The organism is Enterobacter sp. DN (genome assembly GCF_046054285.1).
In the GTDB taxonomy this organism is placed as follows: domain Bacteria; phylum Pseudomonadota; class Gammaproteobacteria; order Enterobacterales; family Enterobacteriaceae; genus Enterobacter; species Enterobacter hormaechei_C.
The window spans coordinates 431,056-450,248 of record NZ_JBJJTG010000002.1 but is presented as its reverse complement, the minus strand read 5'-3'; the positions used below and the strand labels follow the sequence as shown (position 1 = coordinate 450,248).

Sequence of the window (19,193 nt, the reverse complement as noted above, 5' to 3'; positions counted from 1 at the left end):
ATTTAAGGTCTGTCGGGATGGTACACCGAGAGCGGAACCCTGCAAAATCCCGGACTACAATTCAGCATTCACCGTTAAAAATAATCAGGAGTATTCATGAAACAAACCGTTTATACCGCCAGTCCTGAAAGTCAGCAGATCCATGTCTGGCGTTTGAATACAGAAGGTTCGCTTACGCTGGTTCAGGTTGTTGATGTGCCAGGCCAGGTGCAGCCGATGGTCGTCAGCCCGGATAAACGTTTTCTTTATGTCGGCGTACGCCCGGAATTCCGCGTGCTGGCATACCGCATCTCCCCGGACGACGGCGCGCTGACCTATACCGCAGAAGCCCCGCTGCCGGGCAGCCCGACCCATATTTCCACTGACCATAAAGGCAACTTTATCTTCAGCGGCTCCTACAATGCAGGCTGCGTGAGCATCACCCGCCTGGAAGACGGTATTCCCGTTGAAACCGTCGACGTGGTAGAAGGGCTCGAAGGTTGCCACTCCGCCAACATTTCGCCGGATAACCGCACGCTGTGGGTGCCAGCGCTTAAGCAGGACCGCATCTGCCTGTTCACCCTGAGCGATGACGGCCATCTGGTCGCGCAGAGCCCGGCGGAAGTCACCACCGTGGAAGGCGCAGGCCCGCGCCACATGGTCTTCCATCCGAATCAGCAGTATGCCTATGTCGTTAACGAGCTGAACAGCTCGGTAGACGTGTGGGAACTGAACGATCCTAACGGGCAGATCGAGTGCGTACAGACGCTGGACATGATGCCATCTGATTTCTCCGACACACGCTGGGCGGCAGACATTCACATTACGCCGGATGGCCGTCACCTGTATGCCTGTGACCGTACCTCCAGTCTGATCACCATCTTCAGCGTCTCTGAAGACGGCAGCGTTCTGGCAGTTGAAGGCTTCCAGCCGACAGAAACCCAGCCGCGCGGCTTTAATGTCGATCACAGCGGCAAATACCTGATTGCGGCGGGGCAGAAATCCCACCACATTGCGCTCTATGAAATCCAGGGCGTGCAGGGTCTACTGGAAGAGAAAGGACGCTATGCGGTCGGACAAGGGCCGATGTGGGTTGTGATTAACGCTCATTGATCCGTAGACGAAAAAAACCTCGCAAATGCGAGGTTTTTTTTATGCGCGGTTAATGCATGAGGTAGGCCGGGTAAGGCGCAGCCGCCACCCGGCAGCAGGCATTTTACTGCTTCGGCTCAGCAACCACTTTGCTACCCAGACCGCGGTTGTTATATTCCCACATGCGGTTAAAGTTAGCGTCATTCAGGTTACGCTGCACGTTGTCTTTCTCATCCACCGTGCCGGTGTTGCCGGAGAAAGGACGTTTCGAGATCGCCGCATCCGCCCACGGTTTTGCCATGTTAAAGCCTTCGTTAATCACGCTGTCGCGGATCACGACCTGGCCGTTAGTGGCGGAGTCCACGTCCAGAGAGCGACCAAGCTGCGCCACGCCATCGCCAGCAGCAGTAAAGCGGCTATTCACGGCCAGGAAGCCATAGAACAGGTTAGACTGCGTGGCCGGGGCAAAGACGTAACCTTCCTGCTGCGTACGTGAATTCACCACGCGGAAGTCGGTGTTATCAAATACCACCGCGCCGCGGCCAGAGACCATATCCACGTCGCCTTCAATGTAGCTGTTGGTGACCAGAGTACGCGTCAGACGGTTGTTCTGAAGGGTATTCTGCACGCCGCTGTTGGTCACGAAGAAGGTGTTCTGGCGGCCCAGGATATTGACGTTGTTAATCTGTACTTTGTCGCCATCGCTACGCAGCGCCACGGCCTGATGATTACCTGCGTCAACGCTGTCGCCCAGGGTGTTCTGAATGGTCAGGTTCTGCAATTGCAGGCCATTGTTCTGTGACCAGAATACCGCCGAACACATCACGCCAATGGTGGCGGCACGCTTGCGCTGGCAGTTATCAAACATATACCACGCCGGTTTACCTGGCATGTATTTACCGGCCGGGTTCACCAGACGGCGCCAGGTGGTGCTGTCGATCTCTGAATCAATCGCCAGGCCAATTTTTACGTCGACCGCTTTTTCGCCCAGGCCGTAAAGCGTAATGCTTCCCGGTGCCGCCGGAACATAAACGGTTCCTTCGTATTCACCCGGCAGGATGGCAATGTACTGACGAGATGCGCTGTGTTTGGTGATTGCCGCATCAACGGCTGCCTGAATAGAGGAGTGAGTTACACCCTGCGCCCCGGCCGGGCCGACAACGAAGTCTGGCTGTTTCGGCAGGTTAATAGAAGAAGGCGTCCGCGGGGCTGCATTGGGATCCATCGCCGAGAAATAGTGCTCACGGGTGAAGTTCTTCGCTTCAGCCGCTGACAGGATCGGACGGGAAGCGGTGCCCGGAGCAACCTGCTCAGAAGGTTGCTGATCCGGTGGTGTTGAACTGCAAGCGGATAAAGTCACGCCAAAGGCGAGTGCCAACGCCAGACGGGAAATCCTGGAAATATTCAAGGTAATGCTCCTGGGTATGCAAGTCTTATCTGGATAGACGAAATAGCCTGCTTTTTTATACTAAGTTGAGCGAAACGGGAAGATAAAAACCGGAAAAGTTGCATTTTTGCCCGCAGGCGACGGGAAAGTCATCACAAATAAATAACATTTTCCCCCAATGCGGTTGACAGCGGGCGGCAGATGAAAATAAATGTCTATACAACCCATGACAAGTGGAAGGCACATGCAGCAGCTTCATCCCGATGATGTGATATGGCGAAATGCGCGACTGGCAACCCTGGCGACAGGGGAGGCGGAGCCCTACGGCCTGAGAGAACAACATGCCCTCGTTGTGCGCGGCCAGACGATTCTGGCCATTATTCCTGAATCCGGGATCCCCTCCGGGCATCGTCAGTGTGTCGATCTCGACGGGCGTCTGGTTACCCCCGGCCTGATCGATTGCCACACCCATCTGGTGTTCGGCGGCGATCGCGCAGCGGAATGGGAGCAACGGCTTAACGGCGTGTCATATCAGACCATTAGCGCGCAGGGCGGCGGAATTAACGCCACGGTCACGGCCACCCGCAACAGTTCGCCGGAAACGCTCCTGACGGTGGCGCAGCAGCGACTCCAGCGGCTGATGAATGAAGGCGTAACGACCGTTGAAATCAAATCGGGATACGGACTGAATGCCGAAGCCGAAGAGAAAATGCTGCTGGTTGCCCGCCAGCTCAGCCTGAATAATCTGGTCGATATCAGCCCGACGCTGCTGGCCGCGCACGCCGTTCCTGCCGAGTACCGACAGGATCCGGATGCCTATCTGGCGCTGGTCTGTGAGCAGATCATGCCCACGCTGTGGCAAAAAGAGTTATTTGAAGCGGTGGACGTGTTTTGTGAAAACGTCGGCTTTACCCCGGCGCAAACCGAGCGCCTGTTCCGGGCCGCCGCCGCGCTCGGGATCCCGGTAAAAGGGCATGTAGAACAACTGTCGAATCTCGGCGGCGCGGCGCTGGTCAGCCAGTATAAAGGGCTGTCGGCCGATCATATTGAGTATCTCGATGATGCAGGTATTCAGGCGATGGCGCAAAGCGGCACGGTGGCGGTATTGCTCCCCGGCGCGTTCTATTTTCTTCAGGAGCGCCAGCGTCCACCGGTGGCGCAGCTGAGAGAGCAGGGCGTGCCGATGGCGGTGGCTACCGACTACAATCCGGGCACCAGCCCGTTTGCCAGCCTGCATCTGGCAATGAACATGGCCTGCGTCCAGTTTGGCCTCACGCCGGAAGAGGCCTGGGCTGGCGTGACGCGGCATGCGGCGCAGGCGCTAGGACGTGGTGCGACGCACGGGCAGTTAAAGCCCGGTTATGTGGCTGATTTCGTCGTCTGGGAGGCGAATCATCCGGTTGAGATGGTTTACGAGCCGGGGCGGAATCCTATGTATCAACGCGTGTTTCGGGGGCAGGTAGCATGAAACTGTGGCATCCCGTCTCTCCGCAGGTCTGGCAGGGTCGTGACGACAGCGCCGAGTCCAGCACCGCGAAACGTCTCTTCCAGACCATACAGCAGCGCAAACACTTTTCTCCCGCGCCGTCAGGCATCGCCCTGCTGGGCTTTGAATGTGATGAAGGGGTTAAGCGTAACCAGGGCAGGCCCGGTGCTGCACAGGCACCCGATGTGTTGCGTGGCGCGCTGGCGAATATGGCGAGCCATCAGGGGCATGCGCGCCTCGTGGATATGGGCGCTATTTATGTTGAAGGCCACGCGCTGGAGGCGGCACAGCAGGCGCTGAGCGAGGCCATAACCGCGTGCCAGCAATCCGGGATGCGTACTCTGGTTTTCGGTGGTGGACATGAAACCGCCTGGGCGCACGGGCGCGGCGTGCTGGACGCCTTTCCGAACGATCGCCTTGCGGTGATCAACCTGGATGCGCACCTCGATTTACGCAAGGCCGAACGGGCAACGTCCGGCACGCCGTTCCGCCAGCTGGCGCACTACTGCGCGTCTCATTCGCGGGTGTTTCACTACGCCTGCCTGGGGGTAAGCCGTGCGGCGAATACTCAGGCGCTGTGGGAGGAAGCTGAGCGGTTGAACGTGACGCTGGTTGAAGATCTCGATTTTCGCCGGGATGCGCTATCCGCGCTGGATAGCGTGCTTGCGCAGGCAGACCGGGTTTATCTCACCGTTGACCTTGATGTGTTGCCTGCCGCAGAAATGCCCGCCGTGTCCGCCCCTGCGGCGTTGGGGATCCCGGCGCTGGATCTGTTCCCGGTGATTGAGCGTATCTGCCGAAGCGGTAAACTACAGGCGGCGGATCTGGTGGAATTTAATCCGCACTACGATCGGGACGGACAGGGCGCTAAGCTCGCCGCCCGACTGGCCTGGCAAATTGCTCACTGGTGGGCATAACAACATTCAAGGAGTCATGATGTTTTCACGCTCGCCCCTGCCGCAGCCGAGCCCTCCCGCGCCTTTTTACGAAAAGGTGAAGCAGGCGATCAGCGAAAAAATCGCCGCCGGCGTCTGGCGCCCGCACGACCGCATTCCGTCCGAGGCCGAGCTGGTGGCGCAGTTTGGCTTTAGCCGAATGACCATCAACCGCGCACTGCGTGAACTGACCGATGAAGGGTTGCTGGTGCGTTTGCAGGGTGTCGGAACCTTTGTCGCCGAGCCAAAAGGACAGTCGGCGCTGTTTGAAATCCGCAGCATTGCCGATGAAATTGCCGCCCGCAACCATCAGCACCACTGCGAGGTGCTGGTGCTTGAAGAGACGCAGGCCAGCGCCGAACAGGCCATCGAGCTGAACGTTACCGAGGGCACCCGGATTTTCCATTCGGTGATGGTGCATTATGAGAACGACATTCCGGTCCAGATTGAAGATCGCTGCGTCAACGCGGAGCGGATACCGGATTACCTGAGCCAGGATTACACCCAAACCACACCGCATGCGTATCTCTCGCTCGTCGCCCCGCTGACGGAAGGGGAGCATATCGTGGAAGCCGTGCGCGCCACGCCGCAGGAGTGCGTGCTGTTGCGTATTAAAGAGCACGATCCCTGTCTGCTGATCCGCCGTCGTACCTGGTCGTCCTCGCAAATTGTGTCGCATGCGAAGCTGCTATTCCCGGGGAATCGCTACCGGTTGCAGGGCCACTTTATGTCATAAGTTTTATAAGCGTGATCGCTAACGCAATATAGCAAAATTGTATCTTTTTTGTTAAATCCGACCTTGTGTGTGCTTGTCTATACAAGTATATCTAAATGCATCACCTGTCCCTTATGAGGAACACACAATGTCGTCAGATAAATACCGCAAGCAGGATGTCCGCGCCGCGCGCGGCACCACGCTCACCGCAAAAAGCTGGCTCACCGAAGCACCGCTGCGCATGTTGATGAACAACCTTGATCCTGAGGTAGCAGAAAATCCCCACGAGCTGGTGGTCTACGGCGGCATTGGCCGCGCCGCGCGCAACTGGGCGTGCTATGACGCGATTGTTGAGTCTTTGACGAATCTCGAAAACGACGAAACGCTGCTGGTGCAATCCGGCAAACCGGTTGGCGTATTCAAAACCCATAAAAATGCGCCCCGCGTGCTGATTGCCAACTCCAACCTGGTGCCGCACTGGGCGACGTGGGAACACTTCAACGAGCTGGACGCAAAAGGGCTGGCCATGTACGGCCAGATGACCGCGGGTAGCTGGATCTACATCGGCAGCCAGGGGATTGTGCAGGGCACGTATGAAACCTTCGTGGAAGCGGGCCGTCAGCACTATAACGGATCACTGAAAGGCCGCTGGGTGCTCACCGCCGGACTGGGCGGCATGGGCGGCGCGCAGCCGCTGGCCGCGACGCTGGCGGGCGCGTGCTCCCTGAACATTGAGTGCCAGCAGAGCCGCATCGATTTCCGTCTGCGTACCCGCTATGTCGATGAACAGGCCGACAACCTCGATGACGCGCTGGCGCGCATCAAAAAGTACACCGCTGAAGGCAAAGCCGTGTCGGTTGCCCTGTGCGGCAACGCGGCGGATATTCTGCCGGAACTGGTGGCGCGCGGCGTGCGTCCGGATCTGGTCACCGACCAGACCAGCGCTCACGATCCGCTTCACGGCTATCTGCCAAAAGGCTGGACGTGGGAAGACTACCAGCAAAAAGCGGAAACCGATCCTGAGGGCACGGTACTGGCGGCTAAACGCGCCATGGCGGAACACGTCTCCGCGATGCTGGCCTTCAGTAAGATGGGTATTCCGACCTTTGATTACGGGAATAACATCCGCCAGATGGCGAAAGAAATGGGGGTGAATAACGCCTTTGACTTCCCCGGCTTCGTGCCCGCCTATATCCGTCCTCTGTTCTGCCGCGGCATTGGGCCGTTCCGCTGGGTTGCCCTGTCCGGCGATCCGGAGGATATCTACAAAACCGACGCCAGAGTGAAAGAGATTGTCGCCGATGACGAACACCTGCATCGCTGGCTGGATATGGCGCGCGAACGCATTAACTTCCAGGGCCTGCCGGCGCGTATCTGCTGGGTCGGGCTGGAGTGGCGGCAAAAACTCGGCCTCGCCTTTAACGAAATGGTGCGCAGCGGCGAAGTCTCCGCGCCGATCGTCATTGGCCGCGACCACCTGGACTCCGGCTCTGTCGCCAGTCCGAACCGTGAAACCGAAGCCATGCGCGACGGCTCGGATGCGGTCTCCGACTGGCCGCTGCTGAATGCCCTGCTGAACACCGCCAGCGGCGCGACCTGGGTATCGCTGCACCACGGCGGCGGCGTCGGGATGGGCTTCTCCCAGCACTCCGGGATGGTCATCGTCTGTGACGGAACTGATGAAGCGGCCGCGCGTATCGCTCGCGTGCTGCACAACGACCCGGCAACCGGCGTGATGCGTCACGCGGATGCGGGTTACGAGATTGCCATTGATTGTGCCAAAGAGCAGGGCCTGAACCTGCCGATGATCCCCGCCACACAAGGAAAGCCTGCATGAACGCGTTAACACTTACTCCCGGCTCGCTGACGCTCAAACAGCTGCGTCACGTCTGGCGTCAGCCGGTGACACTCTCCCTTGATGAAAGCGCCCACCGTGCCATTAACGACAGCGTGGCCTGCGTGGAGGCGATTGTGGCGGAGGGGCGCACCGCCTACGGCATCAATACCGGGTTTGGCCTGCTGGCGCAGACCCGCATCGCCACGCACGATCTGGAGAATTTACAGCGTTCGCTGGTGCTGTCGCACGCGGCGGGGGTTGGCCAGCCGCTGGACGATGAGATCGTCCGCCTGATGATGGTGTTGAAAATCAACAGCCTGGCGCGTGGGTTTTCCGGCATTCGTCTGAGCGTGATCCAGGCGCTGATGGCGCTGGTCAATGCGGAAGTTTATCCGTGGATCCCGGCGAAGGGCTCCGTCGGCGCCTCCGGCGATCTGGCGCCGCTGGCGCATATGTCGCTGCTCCTGCTGGGTGAAGGCCAGGCGCGCTGGCAAGGGGAGTGGCTGCCTGCGAAAGAGGCGCTGAAAAAAGCTGGCTTAACGCCGATCACCCTCGCGGCAAAAGAGGGGCTGGCGCTGCTCAACGGCACGCAGGCGTCGACCGCGTTCGCGCTGCGCGGTCTGTTTGAAGCGGAAGATCTGTTCGCCTCGGCGGTGGTGTGCGGTGCACTGACCACTGAGGCGGTGCTCGGCTCGCGTCGTCCGTTCGATGCCCGCATCCACGAGGTGCGCGGCCAGCGCGGTCAGATTGATGCCGCCGCCATGTACCGCCACGTACTTACCGATACCAGCGACATTGCCGATTCGCATCACAACTGTGAGAAGGTGCAGGATCCGTATTCCCTGCGCTGCCAGCCGCAGGTGATGGGCGCATGCCTGACGCAGCTGCGCCAGGCGGCAGAAGTGCTGCTGGTCGAAGCCAATGCGGTGTCCGATAACCCACTGGTATTTGCTCAGGAAAACGAGGTGGTTTCTGGCGGTAACTTCCACGCCGAGCCGGTGGCGATGGCCGCAGATAATATCGCCCTGGCGATTGCCGAAATCGGGGCGCTGTCTGAGCGTCGAATCGCGCTGATGATGGATAAGCACATGTCCCAGCTGCCGCCATTCCTGGTGCGCAACGGCGGCGTGAACTCGGGCTTCATGATAGCCCAGGTCACCGCCGCGGCACTGGCAAGCGAGAACAAAGCCCTGTCGCATCCGCACAGCGTGGACAGCCTGCCAACCTCAGCCAACCAGGAAGATCACGTTTCGATGGCCCCGGCTGCCGGGCGTCGCCTCTGGGAGATGGCCTCTAACACCCGCGGCGTGCTGGCGGTGGAGTGGCTGGCGGCGTGTCAGGGTATTGATTTGCGCGAAGGGCTAAAATCCAGCCCGCTGCTGGAGCAGGCGCGCCAGGAACTGCGCGAGCACGTTACGCACTACGATGACGACCGCTTCTTTGCGCCGGATATTGATAAGGCGATGCAGCTTCTGGAGGAAGGACGGCTGGTGGGGCTGTTACCATCGGTGCTGTGATTTTATGCCCGGTGGCGCTGCGCTTACCGGGCCTACGAGTGCGAAATGTAGGCCGGGTAAGGCGTAGCCGCCACCCGGCTTTTTTTACGAATACATCGCCGTAATCGACGCGCTGCCCAGCGAATGGAAATGCACGTTAAAGCCTACCATCGCGCCGCTCGCCCCTTCGTCGACCTCAATCTTGTCCACATCCAGCGCGTGCACGGTGAAGATATAGCGGTGCGTTTCCCCTTTTGGCGGCGCCGCGCCGCCGTAGCCCGCTTTGCCAAAGTCAGTGCGCGTCTGAATCGCACCGTCAGGCAGAGCAACCAGATCGGAACCGGAGCCCTGCGGCAGCACGCGCGTGTCGGCGGGCAGGTTTGCCACGATCCAGTGCCACCAGCCCGACCCGGTTGGCGCATCCGGATCGTAGCAGGTCACGACAAAACTTTTGGTTCCCGCTGGCACATCGTCCCACGCCAGATGGGGAGAGATATTATCCCCCTGATAACCCATACCGTTAAACACGTGACGTTCCGGCAGCTTTTCGCCGTCGCGCAAATCTTTACTGATGATTTTCATCCGATTTCCCTCGTTACTCACTCATTCAGAAAGTGTAACGCATGGGGTTAAATCGCGAAATGCGCTGAAGTGTTAACGGCTTCAACCACTGCCCCGGTCAGCTTGCGGAGCTGATCCGCAGAAATGCTGTACGGCGGCATGAGGTAAATCAGCTTACCGAAAGGTCGCACCCACACGCCCTGGTCAACGAAGAAGCGCTGCAACGCGGCCATGTTCACCGGATGCGTTGTCTCGATTACCCCGATGGCGCCCAGTACGCGGACGTCCGCGACGTATTCCGCCTCCGCCGCCGCGCTTAACTGCTGCTTCAGCTGCGCCTCAATCGCCGCCACCTGCGTCTGCCATGCGCCGCTTTCCAGAATGGCGAGGCTTTCGCTTGCCACGGCGCAGGCCAGCGGGTTGCCCATAAACGTCGGGCCGTGCATAAAGCAGCCCGCGTCGCCGTCGCTGATGGTATCGGCAACCTGGCGGGTGGTAAGCGTGGCGGAGAGCGTCATGGTGCCGCCGGTGAGCGCTTTCCCCAGGCACAGAATATCCGGCGCGATCCCCGCATGCTCGCAGGCGAACAATTTCCCGGTGCGGCCAAAGCCGGTGGCGATCTCATCGGCAATCAGCAGGATCCCTTCGCGGTCGCACATCTTCCGAATGCGCTTCAGCCACTCGGGATGGTACATCCGCATTCCGCCCGCGCCCTGCACAATCGGTTCGAGAATAACGGCGGCAATCTCGTGGCGATGGGCCGCCATCAGCCGCGCGAAGCCCACCATGTCCATCTCGTCCCATTCGCCGTCGAAGCGGCTCTGCGGGGCTGGCGCAAACAGGTTTTCCGGCAGATAGCCTTTCCACAGGCTGTGCATGGAGTTGTCCGGATCACATACCGACATCGCGCCGAAAGTGTCGCCGTGATAGCCGTTGCGGAAGGTAAGGAACCGCTGGCGCGTTTCGCCCTTCGCATGCCAGTACTGCAACGCCATTTTCATCGCCACTTCCACGGCCACCGAGCCGGAGTCGGCCAGGAAAACGCACTCCAGCGATTCAGGCGTCATCGCTACCAGGCGACGGCATAAATCCACCGCGGGCTGATGCGTGATCCCGCCAAACATCACGTGTGACATCTGGTCAATCTGCGCTTTCATCGCCGCGTTCAGTCGCGGGTGGTTGTAGCCATGGATCGCCGCCCACCAGGAGGACATCCCGTCAACAAGCCGCTCGCCGCTGGCAAGATGCAGCTCGCAGCCGTGGGCCGAGGCTACCGGATAGACGGGAAGGGGGCGGGTCGTGGAGGTGTAAGGGTGCCAGATATGCTGCTTGTCGAAGGCGAGATCGTCCTGGGTCATAATCGACTTGTAAACCATTTTGAAAAGTTTTAGGTTTACAAGTATAAACCGAACCGACAATTAACAAAACCCTTTGGAGAAGCCCGATGGCTCACCACGCACGCTGGACGATGTCGCAAGTCACTGAATTATTCAACAAACCTTTCCTGGAGCTGATGTTTGAGGCGCAACAGGTGCACCGCCAGCACTTCGATCCGCGTCATGTTCAGGTCAGCACGCTGCTGTCGATCAAAACCGGGGCTTGCCCGGAAGACTGCAAATATTGCCCGCAAAGCGCGCGCTATAAAACCGGTCTCGAATCCGAGCGCCTGATGGAAGTCGAGCAGGTGCTCGACTCCGCGCGCAAGGCCAAAAACGCTGGCTCGACCCGCTTCTGCATGGGCGCGGCGTGGAAAAATCCGCATGACCGCGACATGCCCTATCTGGAGCAGATGGTGAAGGGGGTGAAGGCGATGGGGCTTGAAGCCTGCATGACCCTTGGTACGCTGAACGAAGAGCAGGCGCAGCGTCTCTCGGCGGCGGGGCTGGATTACTACAACCACAACCTCGATACTTCGCCGGAGTTCTACGGCAACATCATCACCACGCGCACCTATCAGGAGCGTCTGGATACGCTGGATAAAGTGCGTGATGCGGGGATCAAGGTCTGTTCCGGCGGGATCGTGGGACTGGGCGAGACGGTAAAAGATCGTGCCGGCCTGCTGTTACAGCTGGCAAACCTGCCGACCCCGCCGGAAAGCGTGCCCATCAACATGCTGGTGAAGGTAAAAGGGACGCCGCTGGCGGATAACGAGGACGTGGATGCCTTCGATTTCATCCGCACCATCGCGGTGGCGCGCATCATGATGCCGACCTCTTACGTTCGCCTCTCTGCCGGTCGCGAGCAGATGAGCGAGCAGACCCAGGCGATGTGCTTCATGGCCGGGGCCAACTCCATCTTCTACGGCTGCAAACTGCTGACCACGCCAAACCCGGAAGAGGACAAAGATGTCCAGCTGTTCCGCAAGCTGGGGCTGAACCCACACCAGACCGAGGTACAGGCGGGGGATAACGAGCAACAGCAGCAGCTGGAGCAGCAGATTTTTAACGCCGACACCGACCAGTTCTACAACGCGGCAGCCGTATGACCTGGCAGGCACGTATCAGGACCGCGCTCGACGAGAGGCGGGCGGCGGATGCGTTTCGGGTGCGCAGGGTAGTGGAAAACGGTGCAGGCCGTTTTCTCTCCCGGGAAGGAGAGCGGTTCTGTAATTTCTCCAGCAACGATTATCTGGGCCTGAGCCAGCACCCGCAGATCGTTCGCGCCTGGCAGCAGGGCGCGGATCGTTACGGCGTGGGCAGCGGTGGCTCCGGGCACGTCAGCGGCTACACCACGGCGCATCAGGCGCTGGAGGAAGAGCTGGCCGACTGGCTGGGCTACCCGCGGGCGCTGCTGTTTATCTCCGGTTTTGCCGCGAATCAGGCGGTGATTACCGCCCTGATGGGCAAAGACGACCGCATCATCGCGGACCGCCTGAGCCACGCGTCCCTGCTTGAAGCGGCCAGTCTCAGCCCGGCGCAGCTGCGGCGTTTTGCCCATAACGATGCCTCTCAGCTGAACGTCCTGCTGGGTAAACCCTGTTCAGGGCTTCAGCTGGCGGTGACGGAAGGGGTATTCAGCATGGACGGCGACAGCGCGCCGCTTGCCACTTTGCATGACGTCGCAAAACAGCAGAACGCCTGGCTGCTGGTCGACGATGCCCACGGCATTGGCGTCACCGGCGAGGAGGGGCGCGGAAGCGCGCACCAGCAACGCGTCAGGCCGGAACTGCTGGTGGTCACCTTCGGCAAAGGCTTCGGCGTCAGCGGCGCCGCGGTGTTGTGCAGCGAGCCGGTGGCCGATTACCTGGTGCAGTTCGCCCGGCACCTGATCTACAGCACCAGCATGCCCCCGGCGCAGGCCGTGGCGCTCTCTGCGTCGCTTGCGGTGATCCGCGGCGAAGACGGCGCTGAACGCCGGGCGCGCCTGGCCGACCATATTCAGCGTTTTCGCCGGGGGGTAAGCGCACTGCCTTACCGGCTTACCGACTCGCACAGCGCCATTCAGCCCGTGATTGTGGGTGAAAACCCTCGGGCGCTGATGCTGGCACAGGCGCTACGAGAGCGCGGGCAGTGGGTCACGGCGATCCGCCCACCCACCGTGCCGCCAGGCACCGCGCGCTTGCGTCTGACGCTCACGGCAGCGCACGAGCCGCAGGATATCGATACGCTTCTGGAGGCACTGTATGTCTCCCGTCAATAAACAGGCCGTTGCCGCCGCGTTTGGCCGGGCAGCGCAAAGCTATTCACAGCACGATGAGCTGCAACGCCTGAGCGCCCGCGGGCTGCTGGCCGCGCTCGGTGAGGGGCGTTTTGCGCAGGTGCTCGACGCTGGCTGCGGGCCTGGCGGCAATAGCCGCTACTGGCGCGCAACGGGTAGCCACGTCACGGCGCTGGATTTATCCGCGCAGATGCTGGATGAGGCCCGCCAGCAGCAGTCAGCAGACCGTTATCTGGTGGCCGATATCGAGGCCATCCCGCTGGAGGATGCGCTGTTTGACCTTGTCTGGAGCCATCTGGCGGTGCAGTGGTGCGCCAGCCTGCCGCAGGCCCTACGCGAGCTATACCGCGTGGCGCGGCCCGGCGGAGCGGTGGCCTTTACCACCTTGCTGGAAAGTTCGTTGCCAGAGCTGAATCAGGCGTGGAGGGCAGTGGATGCGCAGCCGCACGCCAACCGGTTTCTCTCGCACCAACAGGTCACTCAGGCGCTGGCAGGCTGGCGCTATCGCAGCGTGGTCCAGACCGTCACCCTCGAATTTAGCGATGCGTTAAGCGCCATGCGATCGCTTAAGGGCATAGGCGCGACGCACCTGCACGCCGGACGGGAGAAGAAACCCCTTACCCGTGGCCAACTCCAGCGTCTCGAGCTGGCCTGGCCGCAGGAGCGGGGCCGGTTCCCGCTCTCTTATCATCTTTTTCATGGGATTATTGAACGTGACTGAACGTTATTTTGTTACCGGCACGGACACTGAAGTCGGTAAAACGGTTGCCAGCGCCGCGCTGTTGCAGGCGGCGCGTCTGCTGGGGAAAACTACGGCCGGGTATAAGCCCGTAGCCTCCGGCAGCGAGATGACGCCGGAAGGCTTACGTAATACCGATGCGCTGGCGCTACAGCGTAACAGCAGCCTTACGCTGGCCTATTCTGCGGTGAACCCCTATACCTTTGCTGAACCCACCTCGCCGCACATCGTCAGCGTCGATGAAGATCGTCCGATTGATTTTTCGGTGCTCTCTTCCGGGTTACGCGTCCTGGAAACGCAGGCCAACTGGGTGCTGGTGGAGGGGGCTGGCGGCTGGTTTACCCCGCTGTCCGACGAGCAGACATTTGCTGACTGGGTGCAGGCCGAGCAGCTTCCGGTCATTCTGGTGGTTGGCGTGAAGCTTGGCTGTATCAATCACGCCATGCTGACCGCCCAGGCCGTGCAGCAGGCCGGGTTGCGTCTGGCAGGGTGGATTGCCAATGACGTGGTAGCGCCGGGTAAACGTCATGCTGAGTATCTGGCGACGCTGAAGCGGGTGCTGCCTGCGCCGTTTCTCGGCGAGATCCCGTGGCTTGCCGACGGCGCAGAGCAGGCGGAAACCGGACGCTATCTCGACCTCAGCGCCTTATGTCCCGCGCCATCCAGTGCGCAATAAGGTCGTCATCCAGCTCGTTAACGTGGCCCTGTGCCACGTTACGTCCGCGATAGAGCATGCAGAAACGATCCGCTACCCGGCGGATAAACGACAGCTGTTGCTCCGCTAACAGCACCGTCATTCCCAGCTCCCGATTCAACCGCACCAGCAACTGCCCCAGCCTGCGCGCGAAACCGTGCCCTGCGCCATGCATGGGCTCATCCAGAATCAACACGCGCGGACGATTAACCAACGCACTGGCGAGGGCCAGCTGATACTGGTCGTCAGGGGACAGCGCAGAGGCACGGCTCTGTCGCAGCGGATAGAGCTCCGGAAACAGGGCATACACGTCACTTTTTGATGCCGGGTCGGGTTTCCCCGTCGCCCGCATAGCGATATGCAGATTTTCATCGACGGTGAGCTGGGAAAATATTCGCCGATCCTGCGGGACGTAGCCTATCGTCGGCGGCGCCGGGAATGCGGACGCAGGGTTGAGCAAGTTATGCGGCGGCGCGCCAGCCTCATGCCAGATGATGGTGCCGCTCTCGACGGGCACCTTTCCGGTAATGCAGTTCATAAGCGTGGATTTGCCCATGCCAGGCAGGCCAACAATGCCCGTACAGATGCCTTGCGGGAAATCGATATTCACGTTCCATAGCGTATGTTGGCTTCCGTAAAACTGATTTACAGCACGCAGACTCAACATCTTTCTCTCCTTAAAAATGTGTGGGGTGATGCACAGAGTGATGTCTGCAAAACGCCTGCCAGGAACTTCATAATGATTAAAAAAAGGCCATTTTTAGGAATAACTCACTATCAAAAGCTGAACGTTTATACGAATTGCACACTCCCGGTGCTGCGTATGTCGAATTGTGGTGCAGGAGAAATGACAGAATTGTGATTAAGATCTCGCCAGTCGCTTATGAAAAAATGAACGTTTTCCAGGCAAAAAAGAGTGATAAAAATTTTTTACTGCCGCTTCGTGGGAAAAACCGGGAATTTGCTGGAGTGCATGCTGTACGGGCTGGAGGCAGTTATCCACTATTCCTGTGGATAACCTTGTGCATTAGAGTTAGAAAACCCGCGATAAGCGAGAGAATACGCGGGTTACAACCAAATTGGTGCGAAACGCGGCTTAATAAATTAGTCTTTATTTTTTAACGAATTAGATAAAAGCAATTCCCTCAACGCCAGCGAGACCTGTTGCCATAAAACTTTCATAACCGCCCTTGACAAATGTTAAAAAAGTAATAGTTCTGGGGATAACCCCCTGAGGCTGGTGTTTTATTTTGTCACAGTCGAAATTTGGCTCGCGAACGCACTAATCCTCTCTGCGCTACGCTAAATATCCTGACACGCTACTGGTTTTTCATCCAGTGTTTTTTACTGGCAATCCTGGCCACAACGAGTAAAATTACTCACCTGCCGCTTATTCTGTCATCAGGTCGTCGCCCATGAGTAAACCGTTTAAACTGAATTCTGCTTTCCGTCCTTCCGGGGATCAGCCCGAGGCTATTCGTCGCCTGGAAGAGGGGCTGGAGGACGGGCTGGCGCACCAGACCCTGCTGGGGGTTACCGGTTCGGGCAAAACCTTCACCATTGCCAACGTCATTGCCGATCTCCAGCGTCCGACGATGGTTCTCGCGCCGAACAAAACGCTGGCGGCGCAGCTGTATGGTGAGATGAAAGAGTTCTTCCCGGAAAACGCGGTGGAGTATTTCGTCTCCTACTACGACTACTACCAGCCGGAAGCCTACGTTCCCAGCTCCGACACGTTTATCGAGAAAGATGCCTCGGTGAATGAACATATCGAGCAGATGCGTTTGTCGGCGACCAAGGCGCTGCTGGAGCGTCGTGATGTGGTGGTGGTGGCCTCGGTGTCGGCGATCTACGGCCTGGGCGATCCGGATCTCTATCTCAAGATGATGCTGCACCTGACGCAGGGGATGATCATCGATCAGCGTGCGATTTTGCGCCGTCTGGCGGAGTTGCAGTACACCCGTAACGATCAGGCGTTCCAGCGCGGGACCTTCCGCGTGCGCGGCGAGGTGATTGATATCTTCCCGGCGGAGTCGGACGATATGGCGCTGCGCGTGGAGCTGTTCGACGAAGAGGTTGAACGCCTGTCGCTGTTCGATCCGTTGACCGGTCACGTCGAGTCGGTGATCCAGCGCTTCACCATCTACCCGAAAACGCACTATGTAACGCCGCGCGAGCGTATTGTGCAGGCGATGGAAGAGATCAAAACCGAGCTGGCGGACCGCCGCAAGGTGCTGCTGGCGAACAATAAGCTGCTGGAAGAGCAGCGCCTGAGCCAGCGTACCCAGTTCGATCTGGAGATGATGAACGAGCTGGGCTACTGCTCCGGCATCGAAAACTACTCGCGCTACCTCTCCGGGCGCGGGCCGGGCGAAGCGCCGCCGACGCTGTTTGACTACCTTCCGGCGGACGGCCTGCTGGTGATCGACGAATCCCACGTTACGATCCCCCAGATCGGCGGGATGTACCGCGGTGACCGCGCGCGTAAAGAGACGCTGGTGGAGTACGGGTTCCGACTGCCGTCAGCGCTGGACAACCGTCCGATGAAGTTTGAAGAATTTGAGGCGCTTGCTCCGCAGACCATCTACGTATCGGCCACGCCGGGCAACTACGAGCTGGAAAAATCCGGTGATGACGTGGTGGACCAGGTGGTGCGTCCGACCGGGCTGCTGGATCCGATTATCGAGGTGCGTCCGGTGGCGACGCAGGTGGACGATCTGCTCTCGGAAATACGTGCCCGCTCCGCCATCAACGAGCGCGTGCTGGTTACCACGCTCACCAAACGTATGGCGGAAGATTTGACGGAGTATCTGGAAGAACACGGTAAGAAGGTGCGGTATCTGCACTCGGATATCGATACCGTGGAGCGTATGGAGATCATCCGCGATCTGCGTCTGGGCGAGTTCGACGTGCTGGTCGGTATTAACCTTCTGCGAGAAGGGCTGGATATGCCTGAGGTGTCGCTGGTGGCGATTCTGGACGCGGACAAAGAGGGCTTCCTGCGTTCCGAGCGCTCGCTGATCCAGACCATTGGCCGCGCCGCGCGTAACGTCAACGGGAAGGCGATCCTGTACGGGGATAAAATCACCCCGTCGATGGCCAAAGCGATTGGCGAAACGGAACGTCGTCGCGAGAAGCAGCAGCGCTACAACGAAGAGCACGGCATCACGCCGCAGGGGCTGAACAAGAAGGTGGTGGATATCCTGGCGCTGGGTCAGAACATTGCGAAGACCAAAGCGAAAGGCCGCAGCAAGGCCCGTTCAGTGGTGGAAGAGGATACCGTCGCGCTGACGCCGAAAGCGTTGCAGCAGAAGATCCACGAGCTGGAAGGGCAGATGATGCAGCATGCGCAGAACCTGGAGTTCGAAGAGGCCGCGCAAATCCGCGATCAGCTGCATCAGCTGCGGGATCTGTTTATTGCGGCATCGTAGTTTTTTGCCCGGTGGCGTTTTCGCCCTCTCCCTGTGGGAGAGGGCCGGGGTGAGGGCATCAGGCCGCACAAAACGAACCTAACCTAATGCCTGAATCGCCTTCTCCAGCGCCTCGCGCAGCAGATGGCGGTCGTGGCGATATTTAATATCGCTGGCTTCCAGCGGCTCCTGCACCACCACGCGATCGCCAATCCCCGATACATCCACTTTCGGCCCGACCACGACACCATCGATAATTTTCTTACCAACGTACTGTTCCATCAGGTCCAGCTTATCCGCCAGCGACAGGCTTGCCGCCGCCGGGCTGAGTTCGCGGCCTAAATTACCGATATAGACCATGGGCGCAGGCGTTCTGCGCAGCGCCTGCGCCAGCTCTTTCACCAGCAGGATCGGCATCAGGCTGGTATAAAAACTTCCCGGCCCAATCAGGATCAGATCGGCCTCGGCAATCGCTTCTACCGCTTCACGCGTTGCGGGTACGCTGGGGTAGGTCATCAGCTCTTTTGGCGGAAGAAGAAGCTGGTCGATATTCACTTCACCATACACTTCGTGATCGTCGGCATCGATCGCCATTAAATCCACCGGCTGTTCAGACATCGGGATCAGGAATGCATCCACCTTTAACAGGTTACGAATTAAATTGATCGCTTCCAGAGGGCGCACGCTCAGGTGATCCAGCGCCTTTAACATCAGATTTCCAAGATTATGGCCTGAAAGTTCACCATTTCCGCCAAAACGGTACTCAAACATCGCCGAGGCCACGCTTGGCTCCGTGATAAGCTGGTTGAGGCAATTGCGCATGTCACCCCAGGCAATCCCGCCTTCAGCACGTCGGATCCGCCCGGTTGAGCCGCCGTTGTCCGTTGTTGTCACGATGCCCGTCAGGCGCGAGCCCAGTGACGATAATGACGACATCACGCGTCCCAGACCGTGACCTCCGCCAAGAGCGACCACACGGTCCAGATCCGCAAAAGTGCGATTGCGCATACCTATTCCTTATCCTGTTAAGCTTGCGTCACAGTAACGCAACTACTCCTAAAAGACGATGCCTCTCACAAACCATAATGACGTATATCAATGCGAAAGCGCTGTTTTTGCGTATTCTGTAGTGAAAATGCACGATAACATCGTTATATATAAATTTATATAGCGAAAGGCGACAATGGCGAAGTGGCGATTTCCAC

16 protein-coding genes are annotated in these 19,193 nt (G+C 59.1%); 11 read left to right on the top strand and 5 right to left on the bottom strand.

Translation table 11 applies throughout. The annotated features are described in order from the left end of the window. Positions 1–96: 96 nt before the first annotated feature. The gene (gene pgl, locus ACJTMZ_RS06705; protein ID WP_047735293.1) at positions 97–1,092 is read left to right on the top strand and encodes a 6-phosphogluconolactonase; all 996 of its coding nucleotides are present in this window, start codon (positions 97–99) and stop codon (positions 1,090–1,092) included. A gap of 103 nt (positions 1,093–1,195) precedes the next feature. On the opposite strand, the gene ACJTMZ_RS06700 is transcribed toward pgl, so the two are convergent. Next, positions 1,196–2,479, bottom strand: coding sequence for a putative acyl-CoA thioester hydrolase (locus ACJTMZ_RS06700; RefSeq protein ID WP_252010876.1), 1,284 nt, complete (start codon positions 2,477–2,479; stop codon positions 1,196–1,198). A gap of 223 nt (positions 2,480–2,702) precedes the next feature. Between ACJTMZ_RS06700 and hutI the strand changes: the two genes are divergently transcribed. The 5 genes from hutI (at position 2,703) to hutH (ending at position 8,948) form a co-directional block, all read left to right on the top strand. Further along, positions 2,703–3,926, top strand: a complete 1,224-nt coding sequence (gene hutI, locus ACJTMZ_RS06695) for an imidazolonepropionase (protein WP_126850411.1) — start codon at positions 2,703–2,705, stop codon at positions 3,924–3,926. Then, a complete protein-coding gene (gene hutG, locus ACJTMZ_RS06690) occupies positions 3,923–4,861 on the top strand; it encodes a formimidoylglutamase (protein ID WP_063658904.1) in 939 nt (312 codons plus the stop codon). The genes hutI and hutG overlap by 4 nt, the downstream gene beginning before the upstream one ends. 19 nt (positions 4,862–4,880) lie before the next feature. Next, complete coding sequence (locus tag ACJTMZ_RS06685) at positions 4,881–5,615, top strand: histidine utilization repressor (RefSeq protein WP_017694120.1); 735 nt, start codon at positions 4,881–4,883, stop codon at positions 5,613–5,615. Positions 5,616–5,742: 127 nt separating this feature from the next. Further along, positions 5,743–7,431, top strand: a complete 1,689-nt coding sequence (gene hutU / locus ACJTMZ_RS06680; RefSeq protein WP_003858533.1) for a urocanate hydratase — start codon at positions 5,743–5,745, stop codon at positions 7,429–7,431. Beyond that, positions 7,428–8,948, top strand: coding sequence for a histidine ammonia-lyase (hutH, locus tag ACJTMZ_RS06675; protein ID WP_015571090.1), 1,521 nt, complete (start codon positions 7,428–7,430; stop codon positions 8,946–8,948). The genes hutU and hutH overlap by 4 nt, the downstream gene beginning before the upstream one ends. Before the next feature lie 84 nt (positions 8,949–9,032). Here hutH and ACJTMZ_RS06670 read toward each other — a convergent pair whose 3' ends face one another. Both ACJTMZ_RS06670 and bioA read right to left on the bottom strand, forming a co-directional pair. Then, the gene (locus tag ACJTMZ_RS06670; RefSeq protein WP_003858531.1) at positions 9,033–9,509 is read right to left on the bottom strand and encodes a kinase inhibitor; all 477 of its coding nucleotides are present in this window, start codon (positions 9,507–9,509) and stop codon (positions 9,033–9,035) included. Between the two features lie 47 nt (positions 9,510–9,556). Next, entirely contained in the window at positions 9,557–10,846 is a 1,290-nt protein-coding gene (gene bioA, locus ACJTMZ_RS06665) for an adenosylmethionine--8-amino-7-oxononanoate transaminase (protein ID WP_017384943.1), read from the bottom strand. 86 nt (positions 10,847–10,932) lie between these two features. On the opposite strand from bioA, the gene bioB reads away from it, so the two are divergent. Genes bioB through bioD form a run of 4 tightly spaced genes read left to right on the top strand, consistent with a single transcriptional unit; the run spans position 10,933 to position 14,560 of the window. After that, entirely contained in the window at positions 10,933–11,973 is a 1,041-nt protein-coding gene (gene bioB / locus ACJTMZ_RS06660; protein WP_017694116.1) for a biotin synthase BioB, read from the top strand. Then, positions 11,970–13,127, top strand: coding sequence for an 8-amino-7-oxononanoate synthase (bioF, locus tag ACJTMZ_RS06655; protein ID WP_192972180.1), 1,158 nt, complete (start codon positions 11,970–11,972; stop codon positions 13,125–13,127). Before bioB ends, bioF begins: the two co-directional genes overlap by 4 nt. Further along, positions 13,111–13,866 (top strand): malonyl-ACP O-methyltransferase BioC, encoded by a 756-nt coding sequence (gene bioC / locus ACJTMZ_RS06650; RefSeq protein ID WP_015571087.1) that lies wholly within the window; start codon positions 13,111–13,113, stop codon positions 13,864–13,866. The genes bioF and bioC overlap by 17 nt, the downstream gene beginning before the upstream one ends. Next, complete coding sequence (gene bioD / locus ACJTMZ_RS06645; protein WP_026094362.1) at positions 13,859–14,560, top strand: dethiobiotin synthase; 702 nt, start codon at positions 13,859–13,861, stop codon at positions 14,558–14,560. The genes bioC and bioD overlap by 8 nt, the downstream gene beginning before the upstream one ends. Here bioD and ACJTMZ_RS06640 read toward each other — a convergent pair. Then, complete coding sequence (locus ACJTMZ_RS06640) at positions 14,523–15,245, bottom strand: ABC transporter ATP-binding protein (RefSeq protein ID WP_015571086.1); 723 nt, start codon at positions 15,243–15,245, stop codon at positions 14,523–14,525. The genes bioD and ACJTMZ_RS06640 overlap by 38 nt on opposite strands. A gap of 748 nt (positions 15,246–15,993) precedes the next feature. Here ACJTMZ_RS06640 and uvrB point away from each other — a divergent pair. After that, positions 15,994–18,009 carry an excinuclease ABC subunit UvrB gene (gene uvrB, locus ACJTMZ_RS06635; protein WP_408626887.1) on the top strand — a complete coding sequence of 672 codons (2,016 nt, stop codon included), beginning with the start codon at positions 15,994–15,996 and terminating at the stop codon, positions 18,007–18,009. 78 nt (positions 18,010–18,087) lie between these two features. Here the strand turns inward: uvrB and yvcK are convergent, their stop codons facing one another. Beyond that, positions 18,088–18,996, bottom strand: coding sequence for a uridine diphosphate-N-acetylglucosamine-binding protein YvcK (yvcK, locus tag ACJTMZ_RS06630; RefSeq protein ID WP_017384936.1), 909 nt, complete (start codon positions 18,994–18,996; stop codon positions 18,088–18,090). Positions 18,997–19,193 lie beyond the last annotated feature (197 nt).